Source organism: Pelosinus fermentans DSM 17108, from assembly GCF_000271485.2.
Taxonomy (GTDB): domain Bacteria; phylum Bacillota; class Negativicutes; order DSM-13327; family DSM-13327; genus Pelosinus; species Pelosinus fermentans.
In genome coordinates this window covers 1,042,763-1,059,983 of sequence record NZ_AKVN02000001.1, presented here as the reverse complement: position 1 = coordinate 1,059,983, position 17,221 = coordinate 1,042,763, and the positions used below count along the sequence as shown (strand labels likewise).

Genomic DNA, 17,221 nt, shown 5'->3' with positions numbered 1-17,221 from the left:
AGGATCACCTCTTTTTCATACATGCTCCAGCCACAGCTGCCTGCCCGAAAGCAAGACCCCCGTCATTAGGCGGAACAAGCTCATTCGTATACACACTCATGCCCTCTTGTTGCAAGATTCCGAATACTTTTTTTAAAATAGTCGTATTTTGCCACACACCGCCACTGAGTGCGACCTTTCGTATACCTGTATCATCTTTTATCTTCTTAACCATAGTGACAACCGCGTCTGCTATGGTTGCATGAAAACAAGCTGCTAAAAAATCAACTGAACTTCCTTTGCGAAGCGCTTCTGTCAGGGCAGCAAAGGTAAGCATAAAATCTAAAATATAGGGACTTCCCTGAGAAATTTCATAGGGCAGTACATCTCCATATTGCTTATGCCCAGCTCTTTCTAACGCAATGGCTCCTTGCCCTTCGTAATGAATGGTATGACAAATGCCTAATATTCCTGCAGCAATATCAAATAAGCGGCCTGCACTCGAAGTCAGCGGAGCATTAATTCCTTTTGCAGCGGCCTGTACCATCAACTCCCAGCCTGGAGACAAATCATGACACAGTTTGATATCAAAAGCAGCAAACTCTTTTCCATATAGATTATATAACACCCAGGCCGCTATGCGCCATGGTTCTTTAATGGCTTTTGCACCGCCAGGCAAAGGTAAATATTTGCAATGACCAAGGCGAAGGAAATCTGTGCTGTCAGCTACTAAGAATTCTCCTCCCCACAAGGTTCCATCGCATCCATAGCCAGTACCGTCAAAAGCGACACCAATCACCTTTTCGCGAATATCATGCTCTGCCAGTACTGACGCAATATGAGCATGATGATGCTGAACCCCTAGATGGGAAATAGGCAGAGACAAGGCATATTTTGAGGCTAAATATTCAGGATGCCAATCATAAGCAACTAAAGCAGGTTCGATAGAAAATAGTTGTTTATAATGTTCAATAGCAGTAAGATATGCCTCATAAGTTGCCATATTCTCTAAATCCCCCATGTGACTGCTCAGAAAAGCAAAGGATCCGCGAGCCAGGCAAAAAGTATTTTTAGCTTCGCCACCAACCGCCAAAATAGACGGTATTTCCTGGGAAATTTTTATTGGTTTAGGAGCCAATCCTCGACTGCGCCGCAGTATTTGTCGCTTGCTCCCCACTATTCGCACCACAGAATCATCACTTTGCTGAAAAATTTCCCGATTATGCACCAAAAAATAATCTGCGATCCTTCCTAATAATCGAAGGGCTTCTTGATCTTTATATACAATCGGCTCATCACTTATATTACCGCTGGTCATTACCCATGTGTCCTGGTCTGCCAGCAGCAGCCAATGGATCGGAGCATAAGGCAGCATCACTCCCAGAAAATCTGTGCCTGGCGCAATACTCTGCGCTAAATCAGCCCCCGCCTTTTTTGCTAATAATACAATAGGGCGCGCGGCACTTGTCAATAAATTTTCTTCTTCCTTTGACACGTCACATAACTGTCTGATTCTTTCTAAACTGCCACACATAAGGGCAAAGGGCTTATCTGCTCTGATCTTACGAGTGCGCAATTGACTGACGGCTTGTTCCTGACGGGCATCACAAGCTAAGTGATAGCCGCCAATCCCTTTTATTGCCACAATATGTCCTGCTGCAATCAGCCGTCTGGTTTCCCTATAGACATCACAAGCAATCGGTGTTCCCTCCCTCGTAAGAAGACGAAAAGCAGGGCCGCATTCCGGGCAAGCATTAGGCTGGGCATGAAACCGCCTGTCACGGGGATTATCATATTCAGCCTGGCAGCTAGGGCACATCGGAAACGTATTCATCGTGGTAGCAGCACGATCATAAGGAACATCTTTAATAATGCTATAACGTGGACCACAGTTTGTACAATTGGTAAACCCATAACGATACCGCCTGTTCTCAGGGTCTGTCATTTCCCTTAAGCAATCAGAACAAGTAGCGACATCGGGAGAAACCCATGCTGTCTTTTGCGTCTCTTCCCTGCTGTACCGGATTATAAATTCCGTATCTCCAAGCAGACTGACTGGATTGACAATCACTTCCTCCACTACTGCAAGAGGAGGCGCAGAAATGTTCAGTTCCTCTAGAAAGCAGGAAACTGCCGGAGAATCCCCTTCTGCCTCAATTTCAACCCCCTGGGAATTATTCAGCACCCAACCCGTTATGTGATAACGCTGTGCTAGATTATAAACAAAGGGGCGGAATCCCACCCCTTGTACAATACCTCGTATGTGTATGGCAAGACGCTGCATAGTATTGTCCCCTCTACTATTTTCCGCTTTCCAATCTTAATATTGCCTGAATCATTAAGGCACATTCCAATCGTTTTTTTTGCAGTTCACAGCCAATTTCATAGGGAATATTAATATCCTTGTTAAATAAGTCTGCATTTGCATGACAGCCGCCGCTGCAATAAAAACGCGCCCAACAGTCACGACATTCGCTTTTATTTAAAACATGACTCTGACGAAACTGGTCTGGCAATGTAGTATTTTTTACACCCTCAAACACATTACCCAGCAGAAATTCTTCCCGTCCGACAAACTGATGACAAGGGTATAAATCACCTTCAGGCGTTACAGCAAAATACTCATGCCCAGCGCCACAGCCGCTTAAACGCTTTGCGACACAAGGACCATTATCAAGGTCTAAATTAAAATGAAAAAACTCAAAACCCTGTCCCTTACGTTTACGCTCCAGATACGCTTGTGCCAATAGATCATATTGAGCGAACAATTGAGGAAGATGCTCTTTCGTAAGAGCATAATCACAGTCCTGGGCTACAACAGGCTCCACGGATAATTGGGTGAATCCTTTATCAGCGATATCTAGTACATCCGCAGCAAAATCTAAATTATGAGCCGTAAAAGTACCTCGCAGATAATAATTCTGACCGTTGCGAGACTCAATGGTTTTAGTTACATTCTTCAAAATCATATCATAACTGCCGGCACCATTTACAAAGGGACGCATGTTGTCGTGCACTTCGCGCCGTCCATCTAAACTAAGTACCAGGCTAATATTATTATCATTTAAATACTGGTTGATCTCTTCATTTAAAAGTACACCATTGGTCGTCAAGGTCAGTTTAAACTTTTTACCAGTCTCATTTTCACGACGACGAATATAGGATACCGCATGACGCACTGTACTCATATTCATAAGAGGTTCACCGCCGAAAAAGTCAATCTCGCTGTTAATGCGTGGTCCACTGTTTTCAATAATGAACTCTACCGCTCTTTCGGCTACTTCCTTACTCATCAAACCACGGGTATGCCCAAAGTCTCCTGTCCCAGCAAAGCAATAGTTACAGCGTAAATTACAGTCATGAGCTACATGTAAACACACAGACTTTACTAAGGCCTTCTGACTAAAATGCAGCGGTACTTCTACCATCTTGGAAAACAATTTATCCTCATCCATTAATTGATGCAGTTCTGCTAATACTTCCTTTATTTCTTCAACCGCGTAATGAGTAGAGAATTCTGCCAATACCGCTTCATCATTACTGCCATCAAAAACATCCATCATATCATAAACCAATTTATCTACAACGTGGACAGCTCCACTGTTAATATCTAATATAATATATAGACCATTTAAATAAAACTTATGTATACTCATTTTTGTTATTCACCTTTAAGCCAAATTATTTGTGGTTGATTCATTACTTAAGAAGAGACTTGGCTTACGCCAAGTCCTAAGACGCAGGCAAAAGCCTTCGCCGCTCTTACTTGAAATCAAGCCCTCTGCCATTAGGACAGAGGGCTGTCTTGACGGTCTACTTTTGGCAGACCTGATTGCCAACGGTGCATGATGTCTTGCAGGCCGATTGGCAGGAAGTCTGGCACTCTCCACAGCCACCAGTATGTACAGTTTCCTGTAAAGAAGCTTTATTAACAGTAATAATATGCTTTGCCATGATAAATCCCTCCTTGCCCATAATTTTATTTCTTGCTTTACCTATTTTATACGTTTTTGCAATACTAAGCAATAGCTATTAAAAATTGCCTTATCGATATCAGAATTCCTTAAAAACGCTGACACTTTCTTTTAAAATAAAGCCTTTTGAAACGCGAAGATGCGAAGGGGGCTAAGGTCACGAAAGGAGGATATTTTTTTACTTCGCGACCTTCCTGCTCTTCGCGTCTTCGTGTTTCAAAATGTTTTTCCCTACGAGTCCACCCCTTAAAAAGGTTATTTATTTCAAGACCTTTGCGAGGCACGAAGCAATCTCGACTTACTATTATGCCTGTGCTTGGACGGCTGTCATGGCAATGACTCCAACAATGTCTTCTGCCTTGCAGCCTCTTGATAAGTCATTAATCGGTTTGGCAAGTCCCTGGGTAACAGGTCCATAAGCTTGGGCTTTTGCAAGCCGCTCCACAAGTTTATAACCAATATTTCCTGCATTGAGATCCGGGAATATCAGCACATTGGCCTTGCCTGCTACCGTACTATTTGGTGCTTTTAACTTAGCCGTACTAGCAACCAATGCTGCATCTACCTGCATTTCTCCATCAATAAGCAGAGCAGGTGCCTTTTGTTTTGCCAAGGCAGTCGCTTGTACCACCTTTTGGGTGAGGACACTATTGGCACTGCCATAGGTTGAATAGGAAAGCATAGCGACACTGGGGGTAATGCCAAGCAGATTCTGCATAGTATTAGCAGATGAAATTGCAATCTCAGAAAGCTGCTCTGCATTCGGATTTTCATTTAAACCGCAATCCGAGAATAAGAATACTCCATCCTCTCCATATTCACAATCAGGTATTACCATAATAAAAAAGGATGAAACCAAGCTGGTACCCGGTGCAGTCTTAATAATTTGCAGGGCAGGTCTTAGCGTGTCTGCCGTAGAATGAATGGCTCCAGAAACCAATCCGTCTGCATCATTATGTTTAATCATCATGTTGCCAAAATAAACAGGATCTTTCATTGTCTCCCTTGCCTCTTCTATTGTAAGTCCTTTGGACTTTCTTAATTCATAAAAACCTTGGGCATATTCTTCGCGTTTTTCTGCCGCTTCCACATCAATAATGGTAACCTGAGATAAATCAATATTCCCAGCGGCTTTCAAGATCTCTTCTTTACTTCCTACCAAAATAATTTCGGCAAGTCCCTCTGCTGCTGCAACGCTGGCGGCAGTCAAAACCCGCAGGTCAGTCCCTTCCGGTAAAACGATTTTCTTTTTACTGAGCTTTGCTTTTTGCTTCATCTTATCAATAAAACTCATCACTAACCCTCTCCTCGTTTCTCAATTATCACTTTGATTCGAAAGCATCAAAAAAAACAACTTGACGCAAATAGAGTTACAACCTTTTTTTATTATATCATACTTTTTCGACACTAGAATGCTTTATACTACATTTTCCATCCCATCGGTGTTTTTTCATATCTACACATCCATCTTTAGTAAATGCAATGCCCTCTGCTTCAAGCAGCTGACGCTGCACATCTTTGCCGCCAAAGGCAAACCCATCTGTAAGACTGCCATTTTGAAAAACGACTCTATGACAAGGTAATACCCCATGATAAGGATTGCGGTGCATGGCATAGCCTACCGCGCGAGATGCCCGATAACTTCCGGCCATTGAAGCAACTTGGCCATAGGAAACCACCTTTCCTTCCGGGATACGGCTGACAATCTCATAAACTTTGCTGTTAAACCCCATAAAAATCACCTTCATATTCTATAATAACTCCATTATATCTTCAAATAACCTGTTTGCCATCATCTTATAGAATAAACATTTCCAATCGATCATAATAGGTTGATTTTTCTACACATTAAGCCTTATTTATACGCCATTGCCTTCATGTCTTGATTGAGCTCACCACCCATATCTTTAATTGCTTCCAGTGCGGAATGGATTTTTCCAATCGACATTTCTTCTTCTTTTGATTTATTCGACGCCTGCATAAATACATTTTGATTATAATCAATGACTTGTGCCAATTCTTCTAACGTTGGTGCAATTTTATTTACAAATCCTATGACTTCCTGAATGGAAGAATGGATTTTCTCTGTTGACGTTTTGCTCTCACCTGCTAATTTTCCGATTTCGCGCGCTACTACAGCAAAACCACGCCCTTGCTCACCAACCCTCGCCGCCTCGATTGTCGCATTGAGCGCCAGTAGATTAGTCTGTGCCGAAATATGTTTAATTGCCCCCGTCACATCACCGATATTTTGGGTTGCTTCCAATAAATTTTGTGCAAGGTCTTTCAACGTCGTCAATCTTTCTTTTTCATTGCTCATGTCCTCATTAATCTGACTAAAATGCTCCGACTCTTGACGGAATACTTTTTTTAAATGATTGGAAATATTGGTAATCTCACTTAAATTTCCGTATAACTGCTGCATTTTATCAGTGAAATTCTCCAGCATTTGGCGATGATCCTTCGATACAGCCCATTGCATCAACTCACAGGCTGATTCAAGACTAGCTGTGCGAAGTGCACCAATAATCACAGCATCTTTGCGAATATATGCCCCGTATTTGCGCCGCATCACACCATTTTGACCAACGGTATTTTCTACTCCAATGATGTATTTGGCACCCTTTAATTTTTCTTCAACTTCCTGCTCACTCAAAGCCGCAGTTTGGATAATTTCCATATTGACGTGCTCAATATAATTCTCCTTACAGCGCATAATCAACCAATTCGCATAGTTAATCGAATCGCTGAACAAATACGCCGTTTCCCCTGCCGGTATCCGTGCAACCCGCGAAAAGAAAGCCGTGGTAGGCACTAAATCAATGCCGACAATTTTTTCCCGTGGCACTCTTTCAGCAACTTTTTCCTTCATCGTGGCCACACAAACGACTAAATCCACATGATCCAAATTGCTCGGTAATTCTGTCGTCAGGCAAACATGCCCCACCGCGTTCTCACCTAGCACCCGAACCACCGCATCATGTACTTCTTGGGCACTAAATTTCCCCCGCGCCGTCCCAATAAAAAAAATCTTTTCCTGCATTTTTTTCTCCTCATTTCATCGTAAAATTCAAAGATGACAAACCTGAACTATGTGGAACAGGTTTGTCATCTTCTTAAAAATTAAAATTTCGTACTAACTTGGAAACGATAATAATTGTCAGCATCTTTACCGGTGCTTTTCTTTTCCATATTAAAACCGGTTAAAAATTCTGCTAAAACATTTTCCGTTACGACATAATGCAAGCTCAGCCCCGGCCCCTTAACGTCATTACAGGGGATATTAATACTTTTATTTAATGTACCCGGTACATTTCCCTTATCAACATCTGCATAATACAAACGTGCTTCATAAGAATGTTCTTTGCTATAATTTGCATTGCCATAACTTAAGGTGAAAAATTTCCCTACTGGCTTATCATCAATCGCTACGTTTTTACTGTAATCACCAGCTAAACTCCAGTTCTTGCCGATATCGCTCTTAAAGCCTAAACCGGTAACTTCATAATCCACCGGGCTGGCATCCGCATTTGTTTCTCTGATATGCCATGCCTGTAACGCTGTAGCTCTACTGGGCTTGTATCCCAATTTAAGAAATACATTCTTTTCTATTTTATTGGCTGTAGTCCGTTTCCCATCGGTGGAACTATTATTGTCTTTTGCACCGCCCCAATCACCAAAGCCAGTCGATATTTTTACGACTTTACCTGTCGTGACTTCGATACCATCATACATACCAAGACTGCCTGCCGAAGACCAATAGCCCGTTGTACCAAAGCTATGTCCAAAGCGACCCAGCTTTATGGAAGAATTCTTATCGCCATAAAGATTATTAAATTGCATATATGCATTGTCAATTTTGTTATAAATATCTTTACTGCCAGTCGTACCCATTTCATTTTCATTCATAACAATCCCGCGAACTCTGAAAAAAGCATTCTTATTGATTTGCTTTTCCAGGTTTAGCCGAACTCTCTGTTCAAAACTATAACCATCCCCGGAATCTACTGACCGTACCCTTGCATCACCATAGAATTTCAATTCATTGTCCTTGCTTTTCTTAATGGTTTCCTCCGTTTTTTTCTGTTTTACCTCCTGTGTTTTTAACTGTTTTTCGACTACTGCTAAACGCGTTTTTAACGCACTTAGTTCAGCTTGTTGTTCCTCAAGTGTCGGTTCTGCAGCATATACACTGCCGCTAAGTCCCATGATAAGCGCTGCGGTGACGCAAGTAAGAACATGTTTTTTCATCAATAAATCCCCCTTAAAATTCTCAATACATATCAATTTCATTACCTGTTTTGATATCAATTGCTTTTTGCTTATCCTGTGGTACAGGAATGGTTTGATTCATTGGCGGCTCAATGCCTTTTTCTACCCAATCCACCAACATATCAAATGCTTGGTGAGAGTATGGTAAAATTGGCTGCATTAAATGATTTTTATCGACTTTGGGGTCGCCGACAATCGCATCTGTATGATGAGCATGGTCAATAAGGTATAAACGATGAATAGCAGCTTTCCCTTTTTCCGCAATCATTTTGCTATAGTAAACAGAATTATAGTTTGGATTGATCTGGACATCCCAAGTACCATGTAAAGTAATCATTGGCTTTTTAATATTACCTGTTAACGCAAAAGGTTTAATATTATTTTTAACTTTTTGAGGACGATTGTGCCAATTATAATTCGCATAATCTTCCGGGTGCTGTCCATATTCCGACCAGTCACGATATTTCCATTCCGGATCATACTTCATCCGAAGAGAATCATCCAATAAACCTTTGCCGCCTCTGATCGTTTTATCGATTAAAAAATCCGATTGTTCCGGCAGTCCATAATGAGCTCTCGCCGCTGCTTTTTCTTCTGCCGTTGCTTTAGGATCACGAATGATATTTATATCTCTGTATTGGTCTATCTTGATGCTGATATTGTTAACTTCCGGTGTCCAAAGAACGCCCATCCAGTCAATGCCGCCATCATAGAGACCTCCGTCATTCTCCAGTGCATAGCGGGTAACATAGCCGCCATTGGATTGTCCGTTGATGTAGGTATATTTAGGACCAACGCCTTTTAGTTTTTTCAGTGCATCTTTTGCTGCCACTGTAAGCTCATGCATTCTTTTATTCCACGTAGCAATGCCGTCTTCTGGATGCAGAAAAGCAGTTCTGCCACGCCAAGCTTCTTTAATTTGACCTTGAGTAGTAGGAATAATTTCACCACGGGCGCTTTTATCCGTATAGGCATAGGCATATGAATTTCCATTTTCATCGAATTTGGTTAGAATATAATCGCTTAATCTTTGATCTGCCGACAATTCACTGCCCGTTCCACCCGGAGCGCCAACAACGAGTCTGCCATTCCATTTATCCGGAATACGCATCACAAAATGAGCATCACCAATAATTCCTTTGATTTGAATTCCCGGCACTATGCCTTTCGCTACCGTCCAGTCCGGACGTGACGGCTTACCTGCAGCATCCCAGTTACTATAGTTACGGCCATCATTTTTTAATGACTCGGCAAAAGCTTTATTCTGCGCTGGATTATTCGTCGTCATATCGTCCAAATGCTCTACTTTTACATCATGTGCACCATCAATGAAATTCGACATTGCCTGCACATTCGGCGTAATCAGAAATCCGCTCATAATCACTGCACAGATGAGTATTATTTCTTTAATTAGATTGTTTTTTGCAAATTTTCTCATTATTTACCCCCCTCTAATTTCCTGTTTTTTGAACTGCTGTCCGATTTTCAAGAACAAAACCGAGCAGCAGTTCAACGATCAACTTACTTTTTCCAATTGACCACATAGGCAATTATCTTACATAGCAGTTCATAACGCGGCACTACCGTATCAATTTCCAAGTACTCTTGCGAGCTGTGCGCACCTCCTCCAACTGGACCTAAGCCATCAATGGTCGGTGTACCCGCTGCTGCTGAAAAGCTTCCATCAGAGCCGCCGCCGCTTGCTGTCCAGCCAAAATCTATCTGGAGTGACTTGCCGATTTCATCAATTGCATGAACAAGTTCTTCCGTTTTTTCACTTGGCACCATTGATGGACGTGTAATTCCGCCCACAACATTAGCTGTCGTTCCTGCCACATGTGGCTGCGCAGCCAAATCCTTCATCAACTGCTCAATCACTGTCACTGCTTTTTCATCATAGAATCGAATATCCAGTTCTGCTTTTGCCTTATCCGGTACAGTACTAATCGAAGTACCACCGGAAATTTTTCCGATATTCAGCGTAGTTTCCTTGGCATAATCCGTTCTGCCTTGCAGAGCCAAAACCCAATGCGCAATCTCTTCTATGGCATTGCGGCCCTTTTGATGATCTATGCCGGCATGAGCTGCAACTCCGTCGACTTCAATATAATAACGGCCAATCCCCTTTCGCTTATGCACTAGATTTCCATTGGCACGTGCCGCTTCAATCACCAACGTGCATTTACTTTGTTTTGCCAATTCTTCCGAATGGAATTTTGAATACTTCGAGCTGATGCCCTCATGGTCGCTGTTTAAAAAAACACAAACTGCCTGATCCTCCAGTTTTCCCATCGTTTCCAGTGCGGCCAAAGCGTAGAAGCCACTGAGCAAACCAGCTTTACAGTCAACGACACCAGGCCCGTAAGCGCGTCCATCGTTAATGAAAAATGGTCTCTCTTTTGCAGTACCAATTGGAAATACCGTATCCATGTGAGCCAAAATCAGCACCTCATACTGTTCTGCCGCTTTATTGGTAATTTCAAGACAAGGGCCAATTGTGTTATTAAACTGATGTTCTTTAACCTGCCAGCCTAAAGAGCGATATTTTGCTGTCATAAATTCTGCGATTTTTGCTGTACCTGCTGCATCAGAAGATACACTATCAATATTCACTAAGTATTCAAGTTCTTCTAAATAGCTGGATATTTCTAATTTTCTTACTTCCATAACACAATCCCCCTTTTTCTTTTTTTATTAAATCAGCATCAAGGATGCTATCGTTGTCACGATTAACCCTGCACCTAAGGGAATCATCGTTCTTTTCGCAATATCAAAGGGTGAAACCATCGCAATACCCGCAACCGCAATCATAACTGCTGAAATAGGGGAGATCGATCTGGCAAGCGTTGCTGAAAACTGCATCGGAATGAGCATTTCCACTGGATTTACCCCATGATGGGCTGCTATGACAGGTGCTAGCCCTGCAAAGGAGAAAACCGCCGCATCCCCCGAACCAGTTAAGATCGTCGCACCGGCAATAACTGTCTGTAATAGAATCGTCATCGCCTCTTCGCCAAAACCAGCAGTTTTAGAAGCATTGATTACCGTGTCTACGGCACCAACGGCATTTAAGCCATTGGCGAACAATTCCCCGGCTATAACCAGGGTAACCACCGTGGCAAAGGCACTGCCCATACCGTCAAAGAATTTTTGTATGCCTTTAAATACTTCTTTTAAATCCTGAGTACGAAAAAATTCAAAGACCATTGAGACAAAAAGGCCAAAGAACATCGCGCTGACTAAGCTCATTTTAAGTTTTGAACCAACCACTGGACTGAAAATAAAGATCATTAGCAGTGGCAAGATTGGTAATATTGCGTAAATTTTCGGCGGCAATTCGCCTTCGTTCACTTCCATTTTTTCAGCACTGGCTGTATTTTCCTTTTTGTCAAAATAGCGCTGTACGATCGAATGCAATACTGCGATCGTAAGAATAACCGGAATAGCAACCACCAATTGATAAGTAATGAAATAATCAACGACGTCAATGCCAGCTGTCTTTGCCATTAAATTTGACGTTGCCGCTGCCGGTCCCAAGTCGATACAGGAGGCACTGACAATAACCGCTGCTGCCGCCCCCCGGGATACACCCAAGCTAAGTAAGATTGGAAACATCGTCGCCATAAGTAATACACCAAGTCCTGCTGCGCTGGTAATTGCCATTTTCATCATCTGCCCGATAAGATAAGCAAAAGCTAATACTACATAGGGTGAACGAATCAACTGCAGCGGTTTTACACCAATATGAACAAATACCCTGCTTGCACCTATATAATCCATATATTTAACAAAACCGGTAACCGACATGATCATCAATCCCAAACCGGCGACACGATTACTTGCTAAATCTTCAATAACTTTAAAAATATCAAGCCATGGATTTCCCATACTTTGCTTTGCTGCTATAATCGGATTACCAATCATAATTGCACTGGCAATAAGAATCATGCCACCCAATAAAATTACCGTCTGAGGCTTATATTTTTTATAAACCAGATAAGCAATCAGTAGAATAACTAAAGTTGCAACGATTACTCCAACCATAATACTACTCCTTTCTTTCCATGAACATTTTATCATTTATTAAAATATTCAGATTAATTTGTGTGCGCACACTCTTCATTAAGCCATTTATTGTCTGGCCTTAACAGTTAACTTATCTTCATAATACTGCGTGCTTTCACGAAAGTACAATTCGTATTTCTACTATCATCATTAGAAAAAAAAATTGTAACATAGTCCACAATAATGATATGATATATTGACATAATTATAATATGAGTTGAAAATAGGGTATCAATTAACGCTAAACCTTTGGGGTGATTTACTTGCTGTTAAAACAAATACAATATTTTCTCGCAGTTGCCGAGTGCAAACATTTCACTCGCGCCGCTGATCAGCTTTTCGTCTCTCAGTCGGCCTTATCCCAACAAATTACTAAATTAGAAAATGACTTAGGCATGAAACTTATCAACCGCGTCAAACACCCTATTCAATTGACTCCCGCCGGACAGGACTTTATGCTATATGCAAAAAAAATCACCCACGAAGTTGAACAAATGCATCAGAATCTGCAAAAGCACCTATCAGTTGAAAAACGAACAATTCATCTCGGTGTCATTACGGGACTTGGCAATATCAACATCGCCAGTATCTTTACCGCTTTTAACAGCGTACATCCCAACATCAAATTCGCCGTCACCAATGAACTCAGCAAAGAACTTTGCAAGCTGCTCTGCGAAGGCAATATTGATCTGGCACTTTTTGCTGCACCTCATGATATTGATAGTTACAATTTTGAAGTTCATCCCTTAGAAAAGGAAGAGTTCGTTCTCATCACACCGGCGAATCATCCATTCTCCCAAAAAGAAACGATTAAATTAAGCGAAACCGCCAACGAGAATTTTATTTTCCCGACAAAGAAAAATGTATCTTATGACATTTTCTTCACCGAATGCCGCAAAGCCGGCTTCACGCCCAAAATCGTAAGTGAATGTAATGGCCCCGGTAGAAGAATTGACCTCGTCCAAGCTGGTCTAGGCATCGCATTCATCTCCCTAAGCGGTCTGCAGTACTACAACAACAGTGCCAGTCTCTCCACTGTCCGCCTAGTAGATCCCTTCTACAAACACATCGTCCTCGCCCGAACCAAACAAGAAAAAGCTTCCATGTCATTGCTTATGTTTTGGCAATACATTCAGCAATGGAAATAAAAAAAGAACCATTTTCAGGCTCAACATGAGCTTGAAGATGGTTCTTCTATTTTCGACTTTCACCATAACGAACGGCAATTATGCCGTAATCAAATGCTTGCCATCCTTAATGACTACCTGACCATCAATCGTCAGGGTAGGACTCAGCAGGATGCCATCCAAATGCATCGGCACCTGACAGGTACCGCCAAATCCGAAATTATTACCCAAAGCAATATGAACCGTTCCCATAACCTTTTCATCTTCAAGAACTCGCCCGGACAGGATCGCCTGATCATTGGTACCAATGCCCAACTCTGCAATATTACAAGCCAACTTGCCATACTCGTTCAGCATAGCTTCCAGCTTTTCAGTCTCTTTGCCGCCTTCTACTTTTGTTACATAACCTTTTTCTACCGTAAGCTTAATGGGGGATTCCAGAACACCAATACCTGCCATGGCGCCATCAATAATGATGATGCCTTCTGCCGTTCCCTCTACAGGGGCGACATAAGCTTCACCTGCTGGCAGATTGCTAAAATCACCTGCTGTATGATTGATACCTGTATCTGCATGACCTTGTCTGCCTGAGATGGATAAAGTCAAATCAGTACCAGCCAATGTAGAAATATGTACTGCTTTACCCTCGCTAAGCAGCTTGGCAAACCGTTGGCTTAGCTCTGCAATATGCTGATAATCAGCACTTAACGTACGCTGCATGATATCTTCTGTAATACCAGGCAGAGTAGCAATCCGCGCCCCCTTCTGACTAGCCTCTTTCCGGGCTTTCGTATGGGAGAAGGAGCAGGAGGTGGCACCTAAAATGACATCAGCATGTAACATTGCCGCAGCAATAGCGGGTGGTGGCTCTACACCGTCATTTTTACGTGGCAGCATTTCAATATATAGAGCCTCCGCTCCAGCTTCCACAGCCTTTTCCCATAATGCTCTCCCAACATTGCGGGTTGGCTCATCAGTAACCACAAGAACGGTTTCTCCCTTTTTAACCGCCATACATTGGCGGATTGCAATTTCTGCGCTTTTTTCCAAATGCTTTGTCATAATCTCATCATCCTCATGTCAAGTTATCGTTCTATGGTTGTCAAAAGATACTTGGGTGTTTTTCCCTGGTCGTTCTTAACAACCAGTCCACGGCTAATCATCTGACGCAGCACGGCATCAGTAGCGGCCCGGGCATCTTCCACTTGCAGCTTATAGCCTTGCAATTGTCCCCCCACACTAAGATCACCAATCGATTTAGCAATTTCTTTCAGCGTCGCACCATGAATCTGACTGGCAAGGAGGGTCTGAATTCTAGCTTCGATTGCCTGCCCCATCTGCGCATGCAAACGGCGCGGAGTGCTGCGGGACTTTCGATATCCCCAGACATACAAGATAGCGCCCATAACAGCAAATCCTAACGTTCCCATTATAAAACCTTCAATCGGCAATACAATCCCCCTCCTTTTCTAATCCTGCAGGTTAATTAGTTTTCTGCCGATTAGAATTCTTAAAAAAACAATCAGCCGCTCCATGACAGGCTCCGCTTCCGTACCAAACTCTTCACTCATTAATCTGGCAATATCACCTACGGTGTACTCACCATTACAGTGAAACCAGACAAAGGAGCCATAGGAATCAAGATTAAAATAGGTTTGTGCCGGTGTCCGAAAAAAGCGGGTGCAAAGTTTACTAATCCAATGATTATGGTGAACAACCAAACGTGATTCATTGCCCACCTCAGCCGCCACATGGGGGCGGCCGATAGGGCGTTTCAACAATAAATTATTTCGCTGTTTCATAAACAATTTCCTTCAAGATTTTTTTCTTTCCCCAAATACAATGTTTCTAATTTTCTTTATCCAACTTATAAGTCAGGCAATGCCGCAGGAAGGCAATTGCCAATATCACGAAAATCCCCATCGATACTTCATTGAGCATACCGCCCCACTTCATATCCATAGAAATATCAACTCCTTGGTACACCATAAGTGCCAGGACAACGCCCATTAACGAATCACCGGCAATTAAGCCAGAAGCAAGTAAGATTCCTTCTTCTGTACGTCTTTTCAATTGATCTGCATTTTTTATTACCTTCGTCATAATTAAGCTGAGCAGACCACCGGTAGCAATCGCTGCATTTAGGTGAATTGGCAGATACATACCTACTGCAAAAGCCAACACAGAAATTCCCAGCAATTCAGCAACAACTGCCACAGAGGCACCGATACCAACTAACGCCCAAGGCAAAGAACCATCGATAACACCCTTGACAACCAGTGACATCAATGTAGCCTGTGGTGCGGCCAATTCTTTCGTGCCAAAACCATAAGCGCTATTTAACATCGTCAGCGTCCAGCCAATAACAGCAGCGGATGCAACAACACCAATTAAAAGAGCATATTGCTGGCGATAAGGAGTGGCACCAACTAAAAAGGCTGTTTTTAAATCCTGAGAAGTATCCCCCGCCATTGCAATGGAGATACAAACTAGAGCTCCAATGCTAAGAGCTGCCAGCATACCTTCAATACCCGTGAAACCCATTGCTTTTAGCAGTACACTTACTATAATCAAAGTGCCAATGGTCATTCCGGAAACCGGATTACTGGAAGAACCGATCAGACCTACGATACGGGAAGACACCGTGGTGAAGAAAAAGCCGAACAGCACCACCATAATCCCTCCGATTACGCCCATATGAAGCTGAGGCAGGAAGGCACACGCAAGAAAGATAACGACTGCACCAATTAAAATAATGGACATCGGCATATCTTTTTGCGTTCTAAGATTTTCGTCACCAGAACCGCCGCCTTTTGTCAGCCCCCCAAGAGAAGCCTTAAAAGAACTAAAAATGGTAGGTAAAGACTTAATCAGGCTAAACATACCGCCTACAGCTACGCCGCCTGCGCCAATATAACGAATATACTTACTCCATAAATCCCAATGATCCATTTGGGAAATGGGTGTAGTTGCTGGAAATACCGGTGCTGTTAAACCGCTGCCGAAATAAGCAATCAGCGGCATAAGGACCATCCAGCTAAGAAAGCTGCCAGCAAACATAGTAAAAGCCGCCCGGGGTCCGATAATAAAGCCTACGCCCAGCAAAGCTGGCAGGACATCAAATCCGATAGCCGCGCCCTTGAGACCTGGAATCGGCCACTCAGGGTTTTCATTCCAAATACCCATGGCCCCCATTAGAAATTTATATCCTGCACCGATACCAATTCCAGCAAATACTGTTTTCGCACCAGTGCCTCCTTGGTCACCTACAACCAGCACTTCTGCACAGGCAGTACCTTCCGGATATGGAAGATTATGATGCTCATCCACAATCAAATAACGACGCAGCGGAATCATGAGCAACACGCCAAGAGAACCACCAAGTAATGCCATCAATGTCATTGTCATCATATCAGGTGCGTATCCCCATAGGAACAGGGCCGGTACAGTAAAAATCATACCTGCAGCCACGGCCTCACCCGAGGAAGCAATAGACTGGGCTACCGTGTTCTCCAAAATCGTTCCTCTTTTTAATATTCCTTTCAAGATCCCCATAGAAATAACTGCTGCCGGAATGGTAGCGCTTACGGTCATCCCAGCCTTTAGACCAAGATACGCATTTGCCATACCGAACACAATTGCTAAAATAAAACCGATAATAATTGCTGTTGCTGTAAACTCGGGAATGACTTTGTCTGCTGGTACGTAAGGAACATACTCCTTCCCTGACACATTCAGATAATCTAACCTTCGTTCTTCACTACTCATCGACTATCCCCCCCTTAAATTAGTATGAAAATATTG

15 protein-coding genes are annotated in these 17,221 nt (G+C 42.7%); 1 reads left to right on the top strand and 14 read right to left on the bottom strand.

What is annotated here, in order from left to right:
* Positions 1-4: 4 nt before the first annotated feature.
* From hypF to dcuC, 10 genes are all read right to left on the bottom strand, one after another.
* The gene (hypF, locus tag FR7_RS04865; protein WP_007952397.1) at positions 5-2,263 is read right to left on the bottom strand and encodes a carbamoyltransferase HypF; all 2,259 of its coding nucleotides are present in this window, start codon (positions 2,261-2,263) and stop codon (positions 5-7) included.
* 16 nt (positions 2,264-2,279) lie between these two features.
* Entirely contained in the window at positions 2,280-3,635 is a 1,356-nt protein-coding gene (gene scfB / locus FR7_RS04860) for a thioether cross-link-forming SCIFF peptide maturase (RefSeq protein WP_007930383.1), read from the bottom strand.
* Between the two features lie 157 nt (positions 3,636-3,792).
* Positions 3,793-3,933, bottom strand: coding sequence for a six-cysteine ranthipeptide SCIFF (scfA, locus tag FR7_RS04855; protein ID WP_017531201.1), 141 nt, complete (start codon positions 3,931-3,933; stop codon positions 3,793-3,795).
* A 324-nt stretch (positions 3,934-4,257) separates the two neighbouring features.
* Entirely contained in the window at positions 4,258-5,247 is a 990-nt protein-coding gene (pta, locus tag FR7_RS04850; protein ID WP_007952394.1) for a phosphate acetyltransferase, read from the bottom strand.
* 97 nt (positions 5,248-5,344) lie between these two features.
* Complete coding sequence (locus FR7_RS04845; protein ID WP_007952393.1) at positions 5,345-5,701, bottom strand: MGMT family protein; 357 nt, start codon at positions 5,699-5,701, stop codon at positions 5,345-5,347.
* Between the two features lie 107 nt (positions 5,702-5,808).
* A complete protein-coding gene (locus tag FR7_RS04840; RefSeq protein WP_007952392.1) occupies positions 5,809-6,996 on the bottom strand; it encodes a methyl-accepting chemotaxis protein in 1,188 nt (395 codons plus the stop codon).
* An 80-nt stretch (positions 6,997-7,076) separates the two neighbouring features.
* Positions 7,077-8,204, bottom strand: coding sequence for a hypothetical protein (locus FR7_RS04835; RefSeq protein ID WP_007952390.1), 1,128 nt, complete (start codon positions 8,202-8,204; stop codon positions 7,077-7,079).
* 22 nt (positions 8,205-8,226) lie between these two features.
* Positions 8,227-9,663, bottom strand: a complete 1,437-nt coding sequence (locus FR7_RS04830) for an alpha/beta hydrolase family protein (RefSeq protein ID WP_007952388.1) — start codon at positions 9,661-9,663, stop codon at positions 8,227-8,229.
* Positions 9,664-9,746: 83 nt separating this feature from the next.
* Positions 9,747-10,892: a M20 family metallopeptidase gene (locus tag FR7_RS04825; RefSeq protein WP_007952386.1), complete on the bottom strand. Its 1,146-nt coding sequence runs from the start codon at positions 10,890-10,892 to the stop codon at positions 9,747-9,749.
* Between the two features lie 27 nt (positions 10,893-10,919).
* Positions 10,920-12,269 carry a C4-dicarboxylate transporter DcuC gene (gene dcuC / locus FR7_RS04820; RefSeq protein ID WP_007952385.1) on the bottom strand — a complete coding sequence of 450 codons (1,350 nt, stop codon included), beginning with the start codon at positions 12,267-12,269 and terminating at the stop codon, positions 10,920-10,922.
* Between the two features lie 275 nt (positions 12,270-12,544).
* On the opposite strand from dcuC, the gene FR7_RS04815 reads away from it, so the two are divergent.
* A complete protein-coding gene (locus tag FR7_RS04815; RefSeq protein WP_007952379.1) occupies positions 12,545-13,438 on the top strand; it encodes a LysR family transcriptional regulator in 894 nt (297 codons plus the stop codon).
* A gap of 78 nt (positions 13,439-13,516) precedes the next feature.
* Here the strand turns inward: FR7_RS04815 and FR7_RS04810 are convergent, their stop codons facing one another.
* The 4 genes from FR7_RS04810 to FR7_RS04795 are packed head-to-tail and all read right to left on the bottom strand — an operon-like array spanning position 13,517 to position 17,185.
* On the bottom strand, positions 13,517-14,479 hold the full coding sequence (locus tag FR7_RS04810; RefSeq protein ID WP_007952378.1) for an aminopeptidase: 963 nt from the start codon (positions 14,477-14,479) through the stop codon (positions 13,517-13,519).
* A gap of 23 nt (positions 14,480-14,502) precedes the next feature.
* Positions 14,503-14,868, bottom strand: coding sequence for a hypothetical protein (locus FR7_RS04805; protein WP_007930372.1), 366 nt, complete (start codon positions 14,866-14,868; stop codon positions 14,503-14,505).
* An 18-nt stretch (positions 14,869-14,886) separates the two neighbouring features.
* The gene (locus tag FR7_RS04800; RefSeq protein WP_007952377.1) at positions 14,887-15,219 is read right to left on the bottom strand and encodes a PqqD family protein; all 333 of its coding nucleotides are present in this window, start codon (positions 15,217-15,219) and stop codon (positions 14,887-14,889) included.
* Between the two features lie 46 nt (positions 15,220-15,265).
* A complete protein-coding gene (locus FR7_RS04795) occupies positions 15,266-17,185 on the bottom strand; it encodes an OPT family oligopeptide transporter (RefSeq protein ID WP_007930370.1) in 1,920 nt (639 codons plus the stop codon).
* Between the last annotated feature and the right edge of the window lie 36 nt (positions 17,186-17,221).

Coding starts and splice junctions, on each gene's coding strand:
- hypF (WP_007952397.1), bottom strand. CDS start 2,263: ATGCAGCGTCTTGCCATACACATACGAGGTATTGTACAAGGGGTGGGA.
- scfB (WP_007930383.1), bottom strand. CDS start 3,635: ATGAGTATACATAAGTTTTATTTAAATGGTCTATATATTATATTAGAT.
- scfA (WP_017531201.1), bottom strand. CDS start 3,933: ATGGCAAAGCATATTATTACTGTTAATAAAGCTTCTTTACAGGAAACT.
- pta (WP_007952394.1), bottom strand. CDS start 5,247: ATGAGTTTTATTGATAAGATGAAGCAAAAAGCAAAGCTCAGTAAAAAG.
- FR7_RS04845 (WP_007952393.1), bottom strand. CDS start 5,701: ATGAAGGTGATTTTTATGGGGTTTAACAGCAAAGTTTATGAGATTGTC.
- FR7_RS04840 (WP_007952392.1), bottom strand. CDS start 6,996: ATGCAGGAAAAGATTTTTTTTATTGGGACGGCGCGGGGGAAATTTAGT.
- FR7_RS04835 (WP_007952390.1), bottom strand. CDS start 8,204: ATGAAAAAACATGTTCTTACTTGCGTCACCGCAGCGCTTATCATGGGA.
- FR7_RS04830 (WP_007952388.1), bottom strand. CDS start 9,663: ATGAGAAAATTTGCAAAAAACAATCTAATTAAAGAAATAATACTCATC.
- FR7_RS04825 (WP_007952386.1), bottom strand. CDS start 10,892: ATGGAAGTAAGAAAATTAGAAATATCCAGCTATTTAGAAGAACTTGAA.
- dcuC (WP_007952385.1), bottom strand. CDS start 12,269: ATGGTTGGAGTAATCGTTGCAACTTTAGTTATTCTACTGATTGCTTAT.
- FR7_RS04810 (WP_007952378.1), bottom strand. CDS start 14,479: ATGACAAAGCATTTGGAAAAAAGCGCAGAAATTGCAATCCGCCAATGT.
- FR7_RS04800 (WP_007952377.1), bottom strand. CDS start 15,219: ATGAAACAGCGAAATAATTTATTGTTGAAACGCCCTATCGGCCGCCCC.
- FR7_RS04795 (WP_007930370.1), bottom strand. CDS start 17,185: ATGAGTAGTGAAGAACGAAGGTTAGATTATCTGAATGTGTCAGGGAAG.